We start from the raw sequence: 20,431 nt of genomic DNA, 5'->3' as shown, positions 1-20,431 counted from the left end.
GCGCCCGCATCGAGGATCGAGTTCGACGAGCCCGGGAGGCGGCATGGAGACGGCGGACATGTACATCAGCGGGGTCGGGTCGTACCTCCCTGCCACGGTGAGCGTGGAGCAGGCCGTGGCGGCGGGGTGGTATTCGGCCGAGGAGGTCGAGCTGCACCGGCTCGCCGCGGTCGCGGTGGCCGGTGACGTCCCGCCACCGGAGATGGCGTTACGGGCGGCGCGGAGCGCGGTGGCCCGCAGCGGGCGTTCCCCCACCGAGCTGGACCTCCTGCTGTACGTCTCGACCTGGCATCAGGGCCCGGAGGGCTGGCCGCCCCAGGCGTACGTGCAACGCCATCTGGTCGGCGACGGCGTCCTGTCCACCCAGCTCAAGCAGGGCTGCAACGGCATGTTCGCGGCCCTGGAGCTGGCCGCGAGCTACCTGCGCGCGGCGCCCGGCCGCCAGGCGGCGCTGCTGGTCGCCGCCGACAACTACGGCACCCCGCTCGTCGACCGGTGGCGGATGCTGCCCGCGGCCGTCGCCGGTGACGCGGGCAGCGCCCTCGTGCTCGACACCGAGCCGGGGTTCGCCCGGCTGGCGTCGGTGTGCACGATGTCGGTGTCGGAGGCCGAGGAGATGCACCGCTGCGCCGAGCCGCTGTTCCCGCCCGGCGTCACCGAGGGCCGCACGGTGGACTTCGGGGCGCACAACGACGTGTTCCGGCGGCGCGCGGTCGTCGAGGGCGACGGCACCGGGGTGCTCGTGACGCTGGACGAGCGGATGGCCGAAGTGATCGACCGGGCCCTGTCGGAGGCCGGGATCAAGCCGGATGACGTGACCCGGGTGGCGTGCATGAACACCTCCCAGGAGATCGCCGACCAGATCTGCGAGCACCGGCTGGGCATCCCGGCGTCCCGGTCGGCCTGGGACTTCGGCCGGACGATCGGCCACTGCGGGGCCAGCGACCAGATCCTCGCGCTGGAGCACCTGGTCCGCGACCATGCCCTCCAGCCCGGCGACCACCTGCTGATGTTCGGCTTCGGACCGGGCGTGACGATCTCGGCCGCCGTCGTGGAGATTCTCGAGTCGCCCGTGTGGGCGCGGATGCGGAGTGACGTGTGATGGATCGACCGGTCGAGATGATCGCGCTGATCGGGATCGGCTGCCGCCTGCCCGGCGGCGTCGGCTCGGCGGAGGAGTACTGGAACCTGCTGTGCGAGGGACGGGACGCCAGCGGACCGGCGCCCGCCGACCGCTGGCGCGACTACGCCGACCGCGGCCCGTCGTACGCGGCGGCGGTACGCCGTACCCTCGCGCACGGCAGCTTCCTGGACGGGGTGGCCGACTTCGACGCGGAATTCTTCGGGCTCTCGCCGCGCGAGGCGGAGCTGATGGACCCGCAACAGCGGCTCGTGATGGAGACCGCGTGGGAGGCGCTGGAGCACGCCGGGGTGTCCCCGGACGCGCTGGCCGGCACGGACGCCGGCGTGTACGTGGGCGTCTGCACCGGCGACTACGGGCATCGGCTGCTGGAGGACCTGCCCGACATCGAGGCGTGGACCGGGATCGGCGCCGCCGGCTGCGCGGTCGCCAACCGCGTGTCGTACGCGCTCGACCTGCGCGGCCCGAGCCTGGCGGTGGACACGGCCTGCTCGGCGTCGCTGGTGGCCGTCCACCTGGCCGTGCAGGCCCTGCGGGCCGGCGAGACCGACGTGGCGCTGGCCGGCGGGGTCAACCTCATCCTGTCCCCGGGCGAGACGCTCACCCTGGACGCCGCGGGCACCCTGGCACCGGACGGGCGCAGCAAGTCGTTCGACGCCGCGGCCGACGGTTACGGGCGGGGCGAGGGCTCGGTGGTCGTGGTGCTCAAGCGGCTCGCCGACGCCGTACGCGACGGGGACCGGATCCTCGCGACCATCCGCGGCAGCGCGGTCAACCAGGACGGTCGCACCGCGGGCATCATGGCGCCGTGCGGCCAGGCGCAGGAGCACGTCATGCGCCGCGCGCTGCGGCAGGCGGGCGTCGAGCCGGGCACGGTCGGCTACGTCGAGGCGCACGGCACCGGCACCGCGGTCGGCGACCCGCTCGAAGCGGGCGCGCTGGGCGCCGTGTACGGGGCGGGCCGGCCGCCGGAGCAGCCGTGCCTGATCGGCTCGGCCAAGTCCAACATCGGTCACCTCGAGGGTGCCGCCGGCATCGCCGGCCTGGTCAAGGCCGTTTTGGCGCTCGAACGCGGCGAGATCCCGCCGAGCCGGCTCGACACCCCCACGCCGGCCGTCGACTGGGAGGCCGCCGGGCTGCGGGTGGTCGGCGCGCCGACGCCGTGGCCCGGCTCCGCGCATCCGCGCCGGGCCGCGGTCTCCGCCTTCGGCTACGGCGGCACCGTCGCCCACGTCGTCCTCGAAGAGGCGCCGCCGGCCCGGCCGTCCGCAGAAAGGACCGCCGGGCCATTCGCCGAAGGGGCCGCAGAGCCATCCGCTGAAGGGATCGCGGGACTTTCCGCCGAGGGGGCCGCGGGCCGGCTGTTCCCGGTGTCCGCCGCGTCGCGGGCGGCGCTGCGGCAGGCCGCCGGCAACCTCGCCGACGTCGCCGGTAGCCTGCCGGCGGCCGACGTCGGGCACACGCTCGCCCTGCGCCGGGCCCACCTGCCGCACCGGGCGGTGGTGGCGGCACACAATCCGGCCGCGCTGGCCGTGCGGCTGCGCGCCCTGTCGGCCGGCACCCCGCACGACGCCGTGACCACCGGACGGGTGCTCATCGACCCCGGCCCCGGCCCGGTGTTCGTGTTCTCCGGACACGGCTCGCAGTGGGCCGGCATGGGCCGGGAACTGCTGGAGACCGAGCCGGCGTTCGCCGCGGTGATCGACGAGCTGGAGCCGGTGTTCTCCGTCGAGATCGGCTTCTCGCCGCGGAAGGCGCTCACCGAGGACGAGCTGATCGACGTGGACCGGATCCAGACCATGATCTTCGCGATGCAGCTCGGCCTCGTCGAGCTGTGGCGTGCGTACGGGGTGCGCCCGCACGCGGTCATCGGCCACTCGGTCGGCGAGATCGCCGCCGCCGTGACGGCCGGAGCGCTGAGCCGCCTCGACGGGGCCCGGTTGATCTGCCGGCGGTCCAGGCTGCTGCGGCGGGTCGCCGGTCGCGGCGCGATGGCCATGGTGCAGCTGCCGTTCGATGAGGCGGCGCGGCTGCTGGGAGACCGTACGGACGTGGTCGCCGCGATCGCGTCGTCACCCGGCTCGACGGTCGTCTCCGGCGATCCGGACGCCGTCGCCGAGGTGCTGGCCGGCTGGCTCGAGGAGGGGATCCCGGCCCGCCGGGTCGCCTCGGACGTGGCCTTCCACGGGCCGCAGATGGATCCGCTGCTGGCCGACCTGACCGCCGCCGCAGCCGACCTCACGCCCGGCGCCCCCGGCATCCGCGTCTACTCGACGGCGCTGGACGATCCGCGGGCGGAACACGGCTTCGCCGGCACGTACTGGGCGGCCAACCTGCGCCGGCCGGTGCGCCTGGCCGACGCCGTCGCGGCGGCCGCGGAGGACGGATACCGCGCGTTCGTCGAGATCTCCCCGCACCCGGTGGTCACCCATTCGGTGCTGGAGACGCTGGGCGCGGGCGGGCACGAGGAGGTCTTCGTCGGCGCGTCGCTGCGGCGCAACCGTCCCCCGAGCGTCACCCTGCCGGCCGGTGTGGCCGCGGCGCACTGCGCCGGCCTCGAGGTGGACTGGCAGCGGCTGCAGCCGGCCGGCGGTCCGGTCGTGCTCCCCTCCTACCCCTGGCAGCACCGCAGGCACTGGCGTACGCCGTCGGCCCCGGACACCGCCGGCCGCGGCCACGATCCGGACACGCACACGCTGCTCGGCGACGGCGTCGATCTCGCGGGCACCGACGTACGGCTCTGGCGGACCGGCGTGGACGACCAGACGCGGCCCTATCCCGGCAGCCACGCCATCGAGGGCGTGGAGATCGTACCGGCCGCGGTGCTCGCGGCGACCTTCTTCGCCGCCGCCGGAGGTCAGCTGCTCGGCGAGGTGATGATGTCGGCGCCGCTGCTGACCGCCGACCGCCGCGAGGTCCAGGTCGTGCGGCAGGGGAGCGAGCTGCGGCTGGCCGCCCGTGCCGCGGGCGAGCCGGACGCCGCCTGGCAGCTGATCGCCACCGCCACGGTGCCCTCGACGCCGGGGGAGGCGCCCGTGCCACCGGCGCGGCCGCTCACGCCGGCGGAGCCGGGCCTGGTCGGGCAGCGGCTCGCCGCCGTCGGCGTGCCGGAGACCGGGTTCGACTGGCAGGTCGAGGAGCTGCTGCGCGGCCACGGCGCGCTGCGCGCCCGGGTACGGTGCGGGCCGTCCGCCACGTGGGCGCCCGTCCTGGACGCGGCGATGTCGGTGGCGCCGAGCGCGTTCCCCGGCGACCCGCTGCTGCGCATGGTGACGCACGTCGATCGGCTGGTCACGCTCGGAGAGCCGCCGAGCACGGTGGACATCGAGGTGTGGCTCGACCCCGAGCGCGCCGACACGGTGCAGGTACGGGTGACCGACGGTGCCGGCGCCGTCGTCGGCTGGCTGTCGGGACTGCGCTACCCGGTGATCGACGTGCCGGCCGGTGCTGAGAACGGCGCGGAGAACGGCGCCGCCGGCGTGCGGCCCGCCGAGTCGATCGCCGACCTGGGACCGGCGGAGCTGCGCGCGTTCCTGCTCGAAGAGGTCGGCGCGCAGATCGCCAAGGAGATGCGGCTGGCTCCTGCCGACCTGTCGCCGTACCGGCCGCTGGTCGAGCAGGGGCTGGACTCGGTGCTGACGGTGGTGGTCCGGCGGCGGCTGGAGAAACGGTTCCGGTGCTCGCTGCCGACGACCCTGCTGTGGCGGCAACCGACCGTCGCCGCGGTCTCCGACTACATCGCCGGGCTGGTGTCCGCCTCAAACGGCAACGGCAACGGCAACGGCAGCGCCGAGGCGGGCTGAGGAGTCACCTCGGGCGCTCCAGGGCGATCACGGCGGGAACGCGGTCCGGGCGTGCGGCGCGGAGCATGCCGTACCCGATGCCGGCGAGTCCGGTCATCAGGCCCGGCACCTGGACCCCGCTCACCGTGCCGCACGCCCACTCCTGCCGCGCGGCGGAGGCGTGCGCCAGGCCGGCGGCTTCCGCGCGCAGCTCAGGATCGTTCCTGAGCTGCGCCGTCTGCAGGAGCAGTTCGAGGTTGCCGAAGTCGCCGTGGCACAGGCACTGGCTGCGCCCGAAGCCGTGCGCCCTGGTGAGCGCCAGGGCCGCGTCGACCTCGGCCCGCGCCAGTGACCCGGGCAGCCATCGGGAGGCCAGCACCCGGCTGAGGCCGATGCCCATCGGGCCGTAGCACCAGAACGTGGTGGGCGGCGCGTCGGCGGGAAGGTCGATCGCGGAATGGTCGCGCAGCTCCGTAAAGGTTCCCGTGCCGGCGTCGAAGCTCTCCTGCTCGTACCCGATGGCCTCGACGCCCGCGCGTACGTAGGCGTCCTCCGCGAGCAGCTCGCCCGCCAGCCCCAGCGCCCACCCCATGCCGCCCGTTCCGTGGGAGAAGCCCGAGATGGGGCGGTCCGCATGGCCTCGAAGGGAATCGGAGAACCAGCTCGGTCCGGTACGGCTGTTCAACAGGTGCCGGGCCGCCTTGTCCATGACCTCCAGCACGCGCCGATCCCCGGTCAGGGCGTGCAGGCTGGGCAGACAGGCGAGCACGCCCGCGCAGCCCCCGACGATGTCGTACTCGCGGTCGGCCTCGATCGCGGCACTCAGCGGATCGAGCAGGCTCGTCGCACGGCCGAGCAGGCGGTCGTCCCGCCACAGGGCGGCGAGGTGGCTGAGGGCGTACACGAAGCCGCCGTACCCGATCATCCCGAGATCCCGGCCCAGCAGGCCACGCCCGACCTGCTCCAGAGCGGTCTCCAGCGCGGCGCGCGCCAGCCCGGTGTGCCGGTCGTCGCCGCTCAGCGCGCCGAGGTGCGCCAGGAACAGGGCGATGCCGCTCAACCCGTGGAACAGATCGGGCCGCAACCTCCCGAGCGACCACTGGCCGTCCGTGGTGGCGTTGACCCCGAACCACTGCGCGCCTCCCTCCGCCGTGATCGCGAGCTCGTGGAGGTGTTCGCCGATGCGCGCGGCGGCGGCCACGAGGGCGTCAGGCTCTCCCGTGACCGGTTCGAGCCGGTAGGACGGCATGACCTGGAGGCTGTGGTCGTTCGCGGCGGCCAGGCCGATGGTGCCGTGCACCAGCCAGCGCTGCCTGGCGTAGTCCTCGGGCCCGAGCGTGCGCAGGCGTTCGAGCACCGCGTCCATCGCGGGCCGCACCGAGATTCCGGGCACCGGCTCGTCGCCACTGCCCAGCAGCGCGGCGCCGTCGGTGATGGCGCCGAAGTACGGCACGTCGTTGTTCCAGAGGTCGCGGCGCTCGGCGGCGATGCACGGGTCGAGCGCGGGCAGGTACGGCGACTCCCGCCACAGCGCGTCGAAGTGCCGGTCACGGTCGGAGCCGTCGCCCAGCAGCGTCGGGTGGAAGGCGGTGCGCAGGATGGCCTCGTACAGGATGGTCGGCCGGACGATCACCCTGACCCGGTCGCCTCGGAACATCTCCAGCACGCCCGCGAGCGCCTCCCGCTCGCGTTCGCAGATCCGGTACGCCTCGGTGAACCCGTCGAGCACGTCCTGGCGGAACTCGTTCAGGTCGAGCGGGACGTCCGGCGCGACGGGCCGGTGGCCGGGCGTCTCCATCGGCTTGTGCGCCAGCTCGATGCGCATGGTGTCCTTGCCCAGGTCCACCAGGAACGGAACGGGCATCGGGGTGTTCAGGTTCGTGGGGTGGCCCATGCCGGACACGTCGACCAGCGTGCCGTCCTCGGCCGTCCAGGCCGGTTGCGGGAGCAGTCCGACGGCCAGCACGGACCCGAGGGTGAGCCGGCCCATGGCGTGCTCGACCGCCGTCACCCTCGTGTCGCGCAGCGGCAGCTCAGGGGCCAGCAGCGACTCCAGGTCCACCAGCACCGGCTGGTCGCCCGCGGCGATCAGGTTCTCCGCGTGGAAGTCGGTGGCCCGCAGCAGGTGCAGCAGCGCGAGCAGGAAGCCCTGCCGGTGGTAGAAATCGCGCAGCGCCTCGCGGCTCGCGCACGGCTCCGGCCGCACGTACTCCACCCAGCCGTACTCCTCGCGGTCCAGCGCCTCGAGGGTCCGCAGCGGACGGCTCGCGCCGTGGTCATTGAACCAGCGGACCAACTGCTGGAAGTGCGCGTCCACGGCGAGCGGCCGCGGCTTGTACATGATCTGGAGACCGTCGTGGAAGCGCAGCCTGCACACGCTGAACCCGCCCCTGTGCCGGTCGCCGAGGCCGCTGTGCAGCTCGGCCAGGGGGCTCGTCACCCCGAGGGCGTCCGCGTCGGCCACCAGCCGCTCGGCCAGCAGCGCGCTGGTGCGCACCCAGTTCCGCACGGCGACGGCGAGCTGGCGGACGAGCACCGGATACCTCTCCAGCAGCCGCGCCCGCCCCTCGGCGTTCTCGTAGCCGGCCAGGAAACGGCGGAACCGCTCCTCGCTGCCGCCCTCTCCCAGCACGCCCGCGTCGCGCGCCTCCCGCAGTTCCACCACGGCGGTACGGGCCACGAGGCGATGGAGGAGCTCCGTCAGCGGCCCGAACGCCTGCTCCAGGAACACCCCGTCCTCGAACAGCGCGCCGCCGAGCCCGTCGAGCCGTGCGCGCAGCAGCTCGCGGCCGTGCCGCGGCAGCGGGGCCACCAGCGTCGAGAGCAGGTTGATCTGGGTCAGTTCCCAGTCCGCGCCGGGGCCGCCGTCGAGGAGGAAGCCGCTGTCGTGGACGATGTCCATCCACTCCGGCTGCTCACCGGTGTCGGCGGGGCCCGCCAGCAGGGCGAGCAGGCGGTCCTCGTCCAGGCCGTCGGCCGCCAGCCGCCGCTGCCAGAGCCCGGGCGTGTCGAACGGCTTGGCGGAGCGCCATCCGGCCAGCCGTTGCCTGGCGCCCTCGCCCGGCGGGCCGGGGGAGGGGTCCCGGAGGCGTTCGGCCAGCGGAGCCGCACGTAAAGGGGCGGGTACGCCCGCGAGGGCGTACCCGGAAGGATCAGGCACAGCAGGACACCGTTCCGGAGCAGATCCGCGTGACCGCGCTGATGGTGGCGCTGGCACGGTCCTCGCTGAGCGTGTTCACCTTGAACGCCTGGTCCAGCTCCAGAGCGGGGTCGCCGGCGAATCCGGCATACGACTGGTTCATGACTACCTCCCGATATCTCTCCGTGGGGTCGACCGCCCTCGCCACGCGCGTGGGATGGCGCCGCCGTTTACCTCTGCCACGAAACCAGCCGCACCTGTCGGGAGGCTGTCGGCTGCCTGTCGTGGGTTACGGATGTGTTGCGGACTCTTGACGTGTGTCTCCCGGCCTGCGTAGATATGACTGCGCAGACATGACTGCGCAGTCACATGACTGACCTCGACAGACATGAGGTCGGCTGCCGTCGGGAGAGTGACCATGACACGAGAGGTGAGGCGGGGCGGAAACGCTCCCATGCCGCGGGCCGTGGACGTGGCACGCCTGGCGGGCGTCTCGCAGAAGACCGTGTCGAGGGTCCTCAACAACGAGCAGTACGTCTCGGCCGAGGTGCGCGGGCGCGTCCTCGCCGCCGCCGAGGAGCTCGGCTACCGGCTCAACAACGCGGCTCGCGCGCTCGCCTCCGGGCGGAGCCGTTCCATCGGCGTGGTGACGCTCGGGACGGCCCTGTACGGTCCCGCCTCGCTGCTCATGGGCATCGAGCGGGCCGTCCGGGACACGGGTTACGCGCTCCGCGTGGTCAACACCATGGAGGGCGACCCGTCGGGCATCGCCGGCGCCGTGGAATCCCTGCTGGAGCAGGGCGTGGACGGCATCGTCATCTCCGAGCCGATAGACGAGGGAGCGGAGCTCGTCCGCGCCGACGTGCCCGTCCTCGTCTATGGCACTCCGCTGCCCTTCTCCGCCCCACGCGTGGTGACCGCGGGCGTCGGCTCCGGCGAGCTGGCCCACGCGGCCACCGAGCATCTGCTGGATCTGGGGCACGCGACCGTCCACCACGTCGCCGGTCCGCAGCGCTGGTACGCCGCAAGGGAGCGGCTCGCGGCGTGGCGTGCCGCGCTGGCGGCCCGCGGCCTCGGCGAACCGCCGGTCGTCGAGGGCGACTGGTCGGCCGCGTCGGGATACGCGGCAGGCCGCCGGCTGGCCTCCGACGGCGACGTGACCGCCGTGTTCGCCGCGAACGACGACATGGCCATCGGCGTGATCCGCGCGCTGATGGAGGCCGGGCGCCGGGTGCCGGACGACGTCAGCGTCGTCGGCTTCGACGACATCCCCGTCGCCGCGTACGTGACCCCTCCGCTCACCACGGTGCGCCAGCCGTTCGACGCCGTGGCGACAGGGGGACTGCGGCTCCTCGTCCATGCCATCGAACGGCCGCACGAAGACCTTCCATCGGCGGCCGACCACCCGGTCGAGCTCGTCGTCCGCGCCTCGACCGCGCCCCCGCCCCGGAGGACCCCGGGACGCGAGCGCGCGACCTCTCGCTGATCAGCGTCGATCGGCGTCCAGCCAGACCGTCACGGCCACCCGAGTGTCACCGGGCGTGCCGATCATCTTGCCCATTGACGGGAGTTCCCCATGCCCCCATCTGCTCACCCCCCGATCAGCCGCCGGCTCCTTCTCGCCACGGCCGGAGCGATGTCGCTGTGCGTGGCGCTGGCCGCGTGCGGCGGCGGCACCGCTTCGCCGGCCCCCTCCGCCGCCGCGGCCGTGAGCCAGGCCGAGATCGACAAGGCGATGTCCACCCCGACCGAGCTGACGTTCTGGACCTGGGTCCCGGACATCCAGCAGGAGGTCGCCCTCTTCGAGCGGAAGTATCCGGCGATCAAGGTGAAGGTCGTCAACGCCGGCCAGGGCGTGCCGCAGTACACCAAGCTGCGCACGGCCCTCAAAGCGGGCACCGGCGCTCCTGACGTCGTCCAGATCGAGTACCAGTACATCCCGACGTTCACGATCACCGACAGCCTGCTGGACCTGCGGCCCTACGGAGCCTCGGCGCTGAAGGACACGTTCGTCGACTGGACGTGGGGGCAGGTCGGCGGCGCGGGCGGGGAGGTCTGGGCGATCCCGCAGGACACCGGCCCGATGGGCATGCTGTACCGGAAGGACATCTTCGACGAGCACGGCATCCAGGTGCCGAAGACCTGGGACGAGTTCGCCGCCGCGGCGCGCAAGCTCCACGCGGCCGACCCGGACGTCTACCTGACCGACCTCGCCTCGAACGAGGCCGCAGCCTGGCACGGCCTGCTCTGGCAGGCAGGGGCGAAGCCTTACGTTAACGCTAACAAGAGCGACATCTCCGTGAAGGTCAACGACGAGACCTCCAAGAAGCTCGCCACGTACTGGGGCGGGCTGGCGAAGGAGGGCGTCATCGGCGTCGAGCCGGACTTCACCGACGCCTGGTACTCCGCGCTCAACAAGGGCAAGTACGCCACCTGGATCACCGCCGCCTGGGGACCGGTCTTCCTGTCCGGCGCGGCCAAGTCGACCGCCGGGAAGTGGCGGGCGGCTCCGCTGCCGCAGTGGGACCCGGCCAAGCCGGTCTCCGGGAACTGGGGCGGCTCGACCAGCGCGGTCACCAGGACGACCAAGAACCCGATCGCGGCCGCGACGTTCGCCCAGTTCCTCAACAGCGACCCCGAGAGCGCCAAGCTGTTCGCCACCAAGCAGTTCTTCTTCCCGGCGACGAAGGCGCTGCTCGCCGACCAGGGCTACGTCGGGGAGAAGCCCGCCTTCTACGGCGGCCAGCAGGTCAACCAGGTGTTCGCCGACATCAGCGGCACGGTCAACCTCTCCTTCCAGTGGCCGCCGTTCCTCGACCGGGTGGTGACGGACTGGACCGAGACCGTCGGCAAGTCCCTCGCCGGCAAGACCGACACCGCCGCCGCGCTCGACCAGTGGCAGACGCGGATCACCACGTTCGCCAGGAGCCAGGGCTTCACCGTCAAGGACCAGTGACCGCCGCCGGGCCCCGCACCCCGGGTGCGGGCCCGGCACCACCGCAGAAAGGGGCCGACCGTGACCGCCATGACCACGGCCTCCCGCGAGCACCCGCACCGGGCGGCGGCGACGCGTCGCCGCCGCGGCCGGAAACCTTCGGCGGGGCCGCTGTTCGTCGCCCCGTTCCTGGCGCTGTTCCTGCTGCTCTTCCTCGCTCCGCTCGGCTACGCCGCCTACCTCAGCCTGTTCCAGGACCGGCTCATCGGCGGGGCGACGTTCGTCGGCCTGGCCAACTACGTGACCGCCGTCCAGGACCCGCTCCTCATCCGGGGGGTCGTCCGCGTCGCGGCGTTCTTCGTGATCCAGGTCCCCGTGATGCTGCTGCTCGCACTGCTGTTCGCGCTCGCGCTCGACAGCGGGCTGCTGCGGCTCGCGCGGGTGGTGCGGCTGGGCATCTTCGTCCCGTACGCCGTCCCGAGCGTCGTCGCCTCGCTCATGTGGGGCTACCTCTACGGGCCGGACTACGGCCCCTTCGCCCAGCTGAGCAAGGCGCTGAACCTGCCGGCGCCGCCCTTCCTGAGCGACGGCTGGCTGCTCGGGAGCCTGGCGAACATCGTGACCTGGGAGTTCGTGGGCTACAACATGATCCTGCTGTACGCCGCCCTGCGGGCCATCCCCCAGCAGCTCTACGAGGCGGCCGCGATGGACGGGGCCGGCGCCTGGCGGATCGCCTGGAGCGTCAAGCTGCCGGCGCTGCGGCCCGCGCTCCTGCTGGCCCTGGTGTTCTCCGTGATCGGCAGCTTCCAGCTGTTCAACGAGCCGAACCTGCTGCAGCGCCTGGCTCCGGACGTCATCGACAGCGCCTACACCGCAAACCTCTACGCCTACTCCCTCGCCTTCACCAGCCAGCAGATCAACTACGCGGCGGCGGTGTCCTTCCTGCTCGGGGTGGTCATCGTGATCGTCTCCTACGCCGTCCTGCTCACCGCCAACCGCGGGAGGAAGTCATGACCGCACCGGGCGGAGCCCGCCGGCGGCACAGCACGCCGCTGACGATCGCCATGCTGGCCGCGCTGGCGTACTTTCTCCTGCCGCTGTTCTGGCTGGTCGTCGCGGCCACCAAGAGCACCCAGGATCTGTTCACGACGTTCGGGCTGTGGTTCTCGCGCGCCCCGCAGTTGCCGGCCAACATCGGGGCGACCTTCGGCCACGACGACGGGGTCTTCGGGCACTGGCTGCTCAACACGATCGGGTACGCCGTCGTCAGCGCCCTCGGGGCCGCGCTCCTGGCGGCGGCCGGCGGGTACGGGTTCGCCAAGTTCCGCTTCCGCGGCGACCGGGCCGCCTTCAACCTGGTGCTCGGCGCCATCATGGTGCCGACCACCGCGCTGGCCATCCCGACGTACCTGCTCTTCGCGAAGGTGGAGCTGGTCAACACCCCCTGGGCCGTCATCCTGCCCTCGCTCGTCAGCCCCTTCGGCCTCTACCTCATGCGCATCTACGCCCAGGACGCCGTCCCGGACAGCCTCCTGGAGGCCGCCCGCATCGACGGCGCCGGCGAGGCCAGGATCTTCTTCCGGATCGCCATGCGGCTGCTGGCGCCGGGCCTGGTGACGGTCGTGCTCTTCACGCTCGTCACGACCTGGAACAACTATTTCCTCCCGCTCATCATGCTCAACGACCCGAACCTGTACCCGATCACGGTCGGCCTCGCCTCCTGGGCGTCCCGGGCCGTCGGAGGCGGGGCCGGGGCCGACAGCGACATGCTCGCCCTCGTCGTGACCGGCTCCCTGCTCTCGGTCGTCCCGCTCGTCGCGGCGTTCCTGCTGCTCCAGCGGTACTGGCAGAGCGGTCTGACGACCGGCGGCGTCAAGCAGTGACCCGTGCATCCACTCCCTCGGAGGTTTCCCCCATGGCGGTTCTGCCGGCCCATGTCCTGTTCGGCGCTGCCTACTATCACGAGTACCAGCCGTCCCCGGAACGGCTGAAGATCGACCTCGACCTGATGGCCGACGCGCACTTCAACGTCATCCGGGTCGGCGAGTCGGTCTGGTCGACCTGGGAGCCGGACAACGGCCGGTTCGACCTCGACTGGCTGGAGCCGGTGCTCGACGGCGCCCATGAGCGCGGGATCTCGGTGATCCTCGGGACGCCCACGTACGCGGTCCCGCCGTGGCTGGTCCGGCTCTACCCGGAGATCACGGGGGAGCACGCCACCGGGCGGCGCATCGGCTGGGGCGCCCGCCAGGAGGTCGACTTCACCCACCCCGGCTTCCGGTTCCACGCCGAGCGGGTGATCCGCAAGGTCGTCGGCCGGTACGCCGATCACCCGGCGGTCATCGGCTTCCAGGTGGACAACGAGCCGGGCCTGCACCTGCTGCACAACCACGGCGTCTTCCAGCGCTTCGTCGACCACCTGCGCGGCCGGTACGGCGACGTCGAGACCCTCAACCGGGAGTGGGGCCTGGTCTACTGGTCGCACCGCCTGTCGGCGTGGGCCGACCTGTGGACGCCGGACGGCAACCTCCAGCCCCAGTACGACCTCGCCTGGCGGGAGTTCCAGGCCCGCCAGGTGACCGAGTTCATCGGCTGGCAGGCCGATCTCGTCCGCGAGTACGCCCGCCCCGATCAGTTCGTCACGACGTGCATCTCCTACACCCGGCCCGGGGTGGAGGACGACGAGCTGACCGACCGCCTCGACGTCGCCGCGGGCAACCCGTACTACTACCTGCAGGACGCCCTGGAACTTCCCGACCGCACCCCCGACGAGGTCGAGCAGGGCTGGGCGACCACCGGGGTGTGGTCGATGTACCAGACCGCGGACCGGATGTTCTCCTCCCGCCAGGAGCCGTTCCTGGTCACCGAGACCAACGCCATGCACATCGGCACGCCGTGGGACAACCGGCCCGCCTACGACGGCCAGTGGCGGCAGGCGGCATGGGCGCACGTCGCGCGCGGCGCCCGGATGATCGAGTACTGGCAGTGGCACACGCTGAACTTCGGCTTCGAGACCTACTGGGGCGGGGTCCTGCCGCACAGCAACCGGCCCGGCCGCACGTACGCCGAGCTCGCCCGCCTCGGGGCGGAGCTGAAGGCCGCCGGCCCGCTGGTCGCGGGGCTGGAACCGGACGCCGACGTCACCATGGTCTACTCGATGCCGAGCAAGTGGCTCATGCAGAAGCACCCGCCGCTGCCGGCCCCCGACGGCGGCCCGGACGCCGCCGCCTACCACCGGATCTTCGACCCCTTCTACCGGGGCGCCTTCGACGCCGGCCGCCAGGTGCGGATCGTCCACGCCCGGCAGCTCCACGACCCACGTGGCGAGCGGTCCGGGACGACGCCCGAGGAGGCCGCGCGCCGTCACCCGGTCCTCGTCGTCCTGGCGCTGTACATCGCCGACGACGCCACGCTCGACTGGCTCGCGGCCTACGCCCACGCGGGCGGCCACCTGGTCCTCGGGCCGCGCACCGCGTACGCCGACCACGAGGCCCGGGCGCGGCGGGAGCCCGCACCCGCACGGCTCGTCGAGGCGGCGGGCGTCCGCTACGACGAGTTCAGCAACCTGACGCGCGACCTCCCGGTGCGCGCCGTGCCCGGCGGCCTCCTCGACCTGCCCGCGAACGCGACGGCCACCCGCTGGGCCGACGGCCTCACCGTCGCCGGCGCCGACGTGCTCGCCACCTACGTCCACCCGCACTTCGGCCGCTGGCCGGCGATCACCACCCGCCGCCACGGGGCGGGCCGCGTCACCTACGTCGGCACGGTGCCCGGCCGCGACCTCGCCCGCGCGCTCGCGGCGTGGCTGGCGCCGTCCCCGTCCGGCGGATGGCGGGACCTCCCGGCCTCCGTCACCGCGACCACCGGGACGTCCCCGGACGGGCGCCGTGTCCACGTCGTGCACAACTGGAGCTGGGAGCCCGCCCGCGTCGAGGTGCCGGTGGAGCTGTCCGACGCCGTGGACGGCGCTCCCGTCCCCGCCGGCACGGCGCTGGAGCTCGGCCCCTGGGACGTGCGGGTGCTCGTCTCCGTCTCATGAAGGAAGGACTACGCACGTGAAATCCTTGAGCAAGGCGCTGGTCACCCTCGTCGCGGCAGCCGCGACCCTGGTGGTTCCGGCGACCGGCGCGCACGGACCCCGCGAACGGCACCGCCCCGGACTCGCACGGCCAGATCCTCGTCCACAAGACCTGGAACGGCCGCGGCAAGGAGTGGAGCGCCCCCGTCGTCGACGTCGCCGGGCTGACCCAGGACATGGGAGGCGGCAAGTCGCAGATCGGAGGCGGGCGGCCGGGCATGACGAACGTCGTCCCGACGACCGACGGCAAGTGGCTGCTCACCTTCGAGTACTGGGGCGGCGGGACCAACACCAGGTACACGGTCTCCGGCAGCCCGTTGACCTTCCACCGCGGCTCCCAGACAGGCGAGGCCGTCACCTCGCTGCCGGTCGACGCCGGTTCGCGCCCGCTCGCGACCGGCGGCAGCCCGGTCGTCATCAGGCTTCCCGACGGACGCCTGGTGTACAACGCCAGCGGCAGCGGCGACGTCTGGGTCAACGAGAGCGGACGCGGCGACGGCGTGTGGAAGGAGTATCAGACGCCCCTGGGGTCCGGGTACAGCCGCAACCTGCAGTACGTCGAAGGCACCGGCCGCGTCGCGATCCTGCGCAACCAGGGCGTCTCGACGATCGCGTACGCCGAAGTGGACCTCGGCCACTCCGACGGCGCCTACTACCAGCTGGTCAACCGGAAGACCGGCCAGGTGATCGGCGCCGGGGGCAGGACCAATGACGCGAACATCGGCAACGGCGACGTTCCCGACGTCGTCCTGGAGGACCGCGGCTCGGCGGCGAACAAGGACACCCAGTACTGGCACGTACGGACCGAGCCGCAGGGCGGCGTGACCCTGCTGAACGCGTCGGGCGGCCGCGCGGCGGCCATCTGGACGGGGAACGCGACGGCCGGGCAGCGGATCGGCCAGTGGGTCGACGACAGCCCCAAGGGCAGCTGGAACCTCGTCGACGCCGGCGGCGGCTTCTACCGGCTCCAGGCGGTCAAGAACCCGGACGTGTACCTGACCGACGCGGCCCCTGGGGCCCCGCTGACCCTGCAGAACGCGGCCGGGGACGGCTCGCAGGAGTGGCGGCTCGCCCAGCGGGCTCCGGCCCTCGACGACCTGACGCGCGACCGGCGGTCCCCGCGGCTGATCAGGGCGGACGGCGCCGGCGAGCGGGCGACGGTGCCGCTGGACGCCACGGCGTCGGATCCCGCGGGCACGGCCCTGCACGCGAACACGACCGGTCACGGCTACGCGTTCACGGCCGACGGGAAGGTCACGGATCTCGGCCCGATCTCCTTCGGCCAGGCCCAGCAGGGCAGCGTCACCCTGCCGGAGGCGATCAAGGCGGGGACGAAGCTCAAGCTCGCCGTGGTCTTCGACGACACGCCGCTGATGTGGGATTCGGCCACCGCACGTTGATCGGAGGCGAGGAGTGGGCCGTGCCGGTCAGGCGCGCATGTTCGCGCCGCCGTCGATGGCCCACACCTGGCCGTTGATCCATTCGGCGTCGTCGGACAGCAGGAAGGCCACGACCGCGGCCAGGTCGCTCGGACGGCCCAGCCGGGTGGTGGGGACGTGCTCCAGGAACATCTTCTGGAGCTGGACGTCGTTCTGCGCCGCCTGCGTCTCGCCCATGACCAGGCCGGGCATCACTCCGTTGCAGCGCACACCCTCGGGGCCGAAGCGCCCGGCGATGTGCCGGGTCAGCGCGTTGACCGCCGACTTCGAGGCCCCGTAGGCGGGGCGCTTGCGGTCGCTGGCGCTGACCGCGGCGCCGGAGGAGCAGTTGACGATGCCGCCGCCGCCGTTGGCCAGCAGGTGCGGCAGGACGGCGCGAGCGGTGCGGACATAACCCAGGACGTTGACGTCCAGAGTCCGCTCCCACACGTCCAGGTCGGTGTCGAGCAGCGACTTGTCACGCCCGAGGGTGCCCGGCGACAGGTCCGCGCCGACGTTGAACAGGCCGTGCACGGCGCCGAACTCCTCGATGGTCCTGGCGACCATCGCGTTGACGGAGTCCTCGTCGGCGAGGTCGAAGTGCACCGCGATCGCCGAATCGCCGGCCTCGGTGATCTTGGCGGTGGTGGCCTGCGCGCCGGAGAGGTTGACGTCGCCGACGACGACGTCGGCGCCTTCCTCGGCGAGCCTGATCGCGGTCGCCGCGCCGATGCCGGTCGCCCCGCCGGCCACGATGATCGCCTTGTCCTTCAAACCGCGCATTGTCCGCTCCGATCGGCTGGGGCGATCCCATGGCCGCCCAAACCGTACACATGTGTACGTTTCTGTCGCCGCTAAACGTACAATCCTGTACGGTTCGTGGCAAGTTAGGGTTGGACCGTGCAGGAAAGCGGGTGCCAGTGACACGGAAGGACGCCGTCCGCAACCGGGACCGGCTGCTCGCCGCGGCGCGGCGGATGTTCGCCGAACACGGCCACGACGTCGCGCTGGAGGAGATCGCCCGGGTCGCCGGGGTGAGCCGCACCACGATCTACCGCAACTTCGCCACCCGCGAGGAGCTCGCGGCCACGGTCTTCGCCGACAACGTCGCCCAGATCGAGCACCATGCCGCCGGGCTGCGGGGACAACCGGACGGCGCGGTCACGTTGTTCGACTTCGTCCTGGACATGCAGCTGGACAACCGCGGCCTCGCCCAGGTCCTGTCCAGCGCCGACCTGCAGTGGTTCATCGAGCATGCCCGCCGCATCGCGGCCTGCTTCGAGCCTCTCCTCGACGCCGGCCGCGCGGCCGGCATCGTCCACCCCGTCGTCGACGTCGACGACCTTATGCTCGCCATCTCCATGGGGGAGAGCGCCGTGGCCACCAACGACGCCGCCCAGCGCGACAACCGTCACAAACGCGTACGAGAGATGCTGCACCGAGCCCTCTTCACCCGCTGACCCCGACACCTTCGGCGTGGACTGGCAGATCTCTTGTACTTCGGAGAGCATGACGGAGTTTCATACTCAGAGACGAACGGTACGAGAGTCGGGAGAGCGATGCGGGTTCCGATGACGATTGCGGACTTCCTGGACCGGGCCGAGCTGGGGTTCGCGGACAGCCCCGGAGTGATCGACGAGCCCGATCAGCCCGCACCGCCCGTGACGGCGTCCACGTACGGGCGGCTGGGTGAGCGGGTGCGGGCGTGGCAGGCCGGGCTGGACGCACTCGGCACGCGCGAAGGCGACCGGGTGGCGGTGATCAGCCACAACTCCGCCCGCCTGCTGGAGCTGCTGTTCGCGGTGCCGATGAGCGGCCGTGTCTGCGTTCCGGTCAACTTCCGCCTGAAGGCCGACGAGATCGATTACGTGGTACGGCAGAGCGGAGCCTCGGTCGTGCTGGTCGACCCCGAGCTTCGCGAGGTGACCGCGGGGATCGAGACGGACCACCGTTTCGTCCTGGGAGAGCAGACCGAAACGGAGCTGATGCGGTTCGACACGGAGCCGCGTCCCTGGTCGAACCCGGACGAGGACGCCACCGCGACGATCAACTACACCTCCGGGACGACGGCCCGCCCCAAGGGGGTTCAGCTCACCCACCGCAACATCTGGGTGAACGGACTGACCCTCGGCCTGCACACACGCGCCTGGGAGCGGGACGTCTACCTGCACACGCTGCCGATGTTCCACTGCAACGGCTGGGGCATGCCGTTCGTGACGGCCGGGCTCGGCGTCAAGCAGGTGGTGCTGCGCAAGGTGGACGGAGCGGAGATCCTGCGCCGCGTGGACGAGCACGGCGTGACCCTGATGTGCGGTGCGCCGGCGGTGTGGAGCCTGGTGCTGGACGCCGCGGCCGGCTGGGAGGGAGAGATCCCGGGCCGTGACCGCGTACGGATCGTGTGCGCCGGGGCGCCGCCCCCGAGCCGGTTGATCCAGCGGGTGGAGGAGGAGCTCGGCTGGGAGTTCATCCAGATCTACGGTCTGACGGAGACCTCGCCGCTCCTGACCGTCAACCGCTCCCGGCCGCAGGACGACGACCTGCCGGGCGATCGACGGGCCCGGAGGCTTTCGCGGGCCGGGCTCCCGGCGCTGGGGGTCAGACTGCGGGTCGCCGAGTCCGGGGAGGTGCTGGCGCGGTCGAACGTCGTGTTCGACGGCTACTGGGAGAAGCCTGAGGAGACGGCGAACGCGCTGAACGACGGCTGGTTCCACACCGGCGACGGCGGCGACATCGACGACGCGGACGGGCACCTGACGATCTCCGACCGCAAGAAGGACGTGATCATCACGGGAGGGGAGAACGTGTCCTCGATCGAGGTCGAGGACACCATCTTCAGCCATCCCTCGGTCGCCGAGGTGGCGGTCATCGGAGTGCCGGACGCCAAGTGGGGGGAGACGATCAAGGCGCTGATCGTACGGGCCGAGGGCGCGGCGGTGAGCGAGGCGGAGATCATCACGTACTGCAAGGAACGGATGGCCGGATTCAAGGCGCCGACGAGCGTGGAGTTCCGGGACACGATCCCGCGCACGGCGACCGGCAAGATCCAGAAGTTCAAGCTGCGCGAACCCTACTGGGCCGGGCATGACCGAGGTGTCAACTGACGTCAGGCACGGGCGACGACTCGCGGCCGTCCAGGGGCCGGGCGAGACAGGCGGTCGCCCGCCGCCGGTAGGCCGCGACCGGCCCTGGGCGGCCGTGGAGCATTGCCGGGTGGCCGGTGTTCGCCGAGGGGCAGCGGGTGCGAGCGCGGATCGATTGTGCGCAGTCTCGGCGACCTTCACGATGTGGTGCTGCCGGCGCTGAAGGTCAAGCGGGGCCGCGTCCGTGTGTCGTATTCCGCCGCTCACGGGCCGCGATGATGGCCGCGGCATCCGGGCGGTCGACGAGCAGCAGCGCCGCGGCGGTGGGAGCGCAGATCCGCCGGCGTCGTGAACAGCGCGGGATGAGCGGCTCCGAGCTGGCGCGGCGTGCGGGCCTGAGCAAGGCGACGCTGTCGCAACTGGAGGCCGGTAAGGGCAATCCGACGATCGAGACGCTCGACGCGATCGCGCTCAGGATCCCGCTGACCGACCTGCTGGCCCGCGACACCGACCCCGGCCCGGTGTTCGTCCCCGGCACCGAGATCGCCGAGGGCGAGGTCGGCCGGGAGCTGCTACGCCGGATCAGCAGCGGCCACAGCCTGGAGATCTGGCGGCTGCGGATGCCCGCCCACACCGATCTGACGGGTGTGCCGCACGCGACCGGCACGGTGGAGCACCTGCTGGTCGCCTCAGGTCGGCTGACCGCAGGACCCGCCGACGCCCCGCGCCTGCTGGGGCCGGGCGATCTGCTCGCCTTCGCCGGAGACGCCCCCCATCTCTACCGCACCGACGCCGAACCGGCGGACGTCACCGTCGTCATCGCCTCGCCCATCGTCGGCTGAAAGCCACCAGGAAGCC

14 protein-coding genes are annotated in these 20,431 nt (G+C 72.3%); 11 read left to right on the top strand and 3 right to left on the bottom strand.

Annotated elements, in window-relative coordinates; genetic code table 11:
* Window positions 1-43 precede the first annotated feature (43 nt).
* On the top strand, window positions 44-1,102 hold the full coding sequence (locus ACWDRB_RS40840; protein ID WP_363975825.1) for a ketoacyl-ACP synthase III family protein: 1,059 nt from the start codon (window positions 44-46) through the stop codon (window positions 1,100-1,102).
* Window positions 1,102-4,944 (top strand): type I polyketide synthase, encoded by a 3,843-nt coding sequence (locus ACWDRB_RS40835; RefSeq protein ID WP_449903104.1) that lies wholly within the window; start codon window positions 1,102-1,104, stop codon window positions 4,942-4,944. The genes ACWDRB_RS40840 and ACWDRB_RS40835 overlap by 1 nt, the downstream gene beginning before the upstream one ends.
* A 4-nt stretch (window positions 4,945-4,948) precedes the next feature.
* Here ACWDRB_RS40835 and ACWDRB_RS40830 read toward each other — a convergent pair whose 3' ends face one another.
* Together ACWDRB_RS40830 and ACWDRB_RS40825 are read right to left on the bottom strand one after the other, a co-directional pair.
* Window positions 4,949-8,083 carry a type 2 lanthipeptide synthetase LanM family protein gene (locus ACWDRB_RS40830; RefSeq protein ID WP_449903101.1) on the bottom strand — a complete coding sequence of 1,045 codons (3,135 nt, stop codon included), beginning with the start codon at window positions 8,081-8,083 and terminating at the stop codon, window positions 4,949-4,951.
* Window positions 8,076-8,225 carry a hypothetical protein gene (locus ACWDRB_RS40825; RefSeq protein ID WP_319719248.1) on the bottom strand — a complete coding sequence of 50 codons (150 nt, stop codon included), beginning with the start codon at window positions 8,223-8,225 and terminating at the stop codon, window positions 8,076-8,078. Before ACWDRB_RS40825 ends, ACWDRB_RS40830 begins: the two co-directional genes overlap by 8 nt.
* Before the next feature lie 255 nt (window positions 8,226-8,480).
* Between ACWDRB_RS40825 and ACWDRB_RS40820 the strand changes: the two genes are divergently transcribed.
* The 6 genes from ACWDRB_RS40820 (at window position 8,481) to ACWDRB_RS40795 (ending at window position 16,475) form a co-directional block, all read left to right on the top strand.
* Window positions 8,481-9,548, top strand: coding sequence for a LacI family DNA-binding transcriptional regulator (locus ACWDRB_RS40820; RefSeq protein ID WP_449903098.1), 1,068 nt, complete (start codon window positions 8,481-8,483; stop codon window positions 9,546-9,548).
* A gap of 90 nt (window positions 9,549-9,638) precedes the next feature.
* Complete coding sequence (locus ACWDRB_RS40815; RefSeq protein WP_449903095.1) at window positions 9,639-11,018, top strand: extracellular solute-binding protein; 1,380 nt, start codon at window positions 9,639-9,641, stop codon at window positions 11,016-11,018.
* 69 nt (window positions 11,019-11,087) lie between these two features.
* Complete coding sequence (locus tag ACWDRB_RS40810; protein ID WP_449903466.1) at window positions 11,088-12,011, top strand: carbohydrate ABC transporter permease; 924 nt, start codon at window positions 11,088-11,090, stop codon at window positions 12,009-12,011.
* Window positions 12,008-12,880 carry a carbohydrate ABC transporter permease gene (locus tag ACWDRB_RS40805; RefSeq protein WP_449903093.1) on the top strand — a complete coding sequence of 291 codons (873 nt, stop codon included), beginning with the start codon at window positions 12,008-12,010 and terminating at the stop codon, window positions 12,878-12,880. Before ACWDRB_RS40810 ends, ACWDRB_RS40805 begins: the two co-directional genes overlap by 4 nt.
* 32 nt (window positions 12,881-12,912) lie before the next feature.
* Entirely contained in the window at window positions 12,913-15,036 is a 2,124-nt protein-coding gene (locus ACWDRB_RS40800) for a beta-galactosidase (RefSeq protein ID WP_449903091.1), read from the top strand.
* A 257-nt stretch (window positions 15,037-15,293) separates the two neighbouring features.
* Complete coding sequence (locus tag ACWDRB_RS40795; protein WP_449903089.1) at window positions 15,294-16,475, top strand: RICIN domain-containing protein; 1,182 nt, start codon at window positions 15,294-15,296, stop codon at window positions 16,473-16,475.
* A 27-nt stretch (window positions 16,476-16,502) separates the two neighbouring features.
* On the opposite strand, the gene ACWDRB_RS40790 is transcribed toward ACWDRB_RS40795, so the two are convergent.
* Window positions 16,503-17,276 (bottom strand): SDR family NAD(P)-dependent oxidoreductase, encoded by a 774-nt coding sequence (locus tag ACWDRB_RS40790; RefSeq protein ID WP_449903087.1) that lies wholly within the window; start codon window positions 17,274-17,276, stop codon window positions 16,503-16,505.
* 131 nt (window positions 17,277-17,407) lie between these two features.
* Here ACWDRB_RS40790 and ACWDRB_RS40785 point away from each other — a divergent pair, with 131 nt between their 5' ends.
* The 3 genes from ACWDRB_RS40785 to ACWDRB_RS40775 all read left to right on the top strand — a co-directional run bounded on the left by ACWDRB_RS40785 (window position 17,408) and on the right by ACWDRB_RS40775 (window position 20,415).
* A complete protein-coding gene (locus tag ACWDRB_RS40785) occupies window positions 17,408-17,953 on the top strand; it encodes a TetR/AcrR family transcriptional regulator (protein ID WP_449903084.1) in 546 nt (181 codons plus the stop codon).
* Between the two features lie 111 nt (window positions 17,954-18,064).
* Window positions 18,065-19,594, top strand: coding sequence for an AMP-binding protein (locus ACWDRB_RS40780; protein ID WP_449903082.1), 1,530 nt, complete (start codon window positions 18,065-18,067; stop codon window positions 19,592-19,594).
* 254 nt (window positions 19,595-19,848) lie between these two features.
* Window positions 19,849-20,415 carry a helix-turn-helix domain-containing protein gene (locus ACWDRB_RS40775; protein WP_449903079.1) on the top strand — a complete coding sequence of 189 codons (567 nt, stop codon included), beginning with the start codon at window positions 19,849-19,851 and terminating at the stop codon, window positions 20,413-20,415.
* The last annotated feature ends 16 nt before the right edge of the window (window positions 20,416-20,431 follow it).

The sequence above is a fragment of the Nonomuraea sp. NPDC003707 genome (assembly GCF_053587055.1).
Note: the sequence above shows the minus strand (reverse complement) of the source record. Positions and strands in the feature narration are given on the sequence as shown.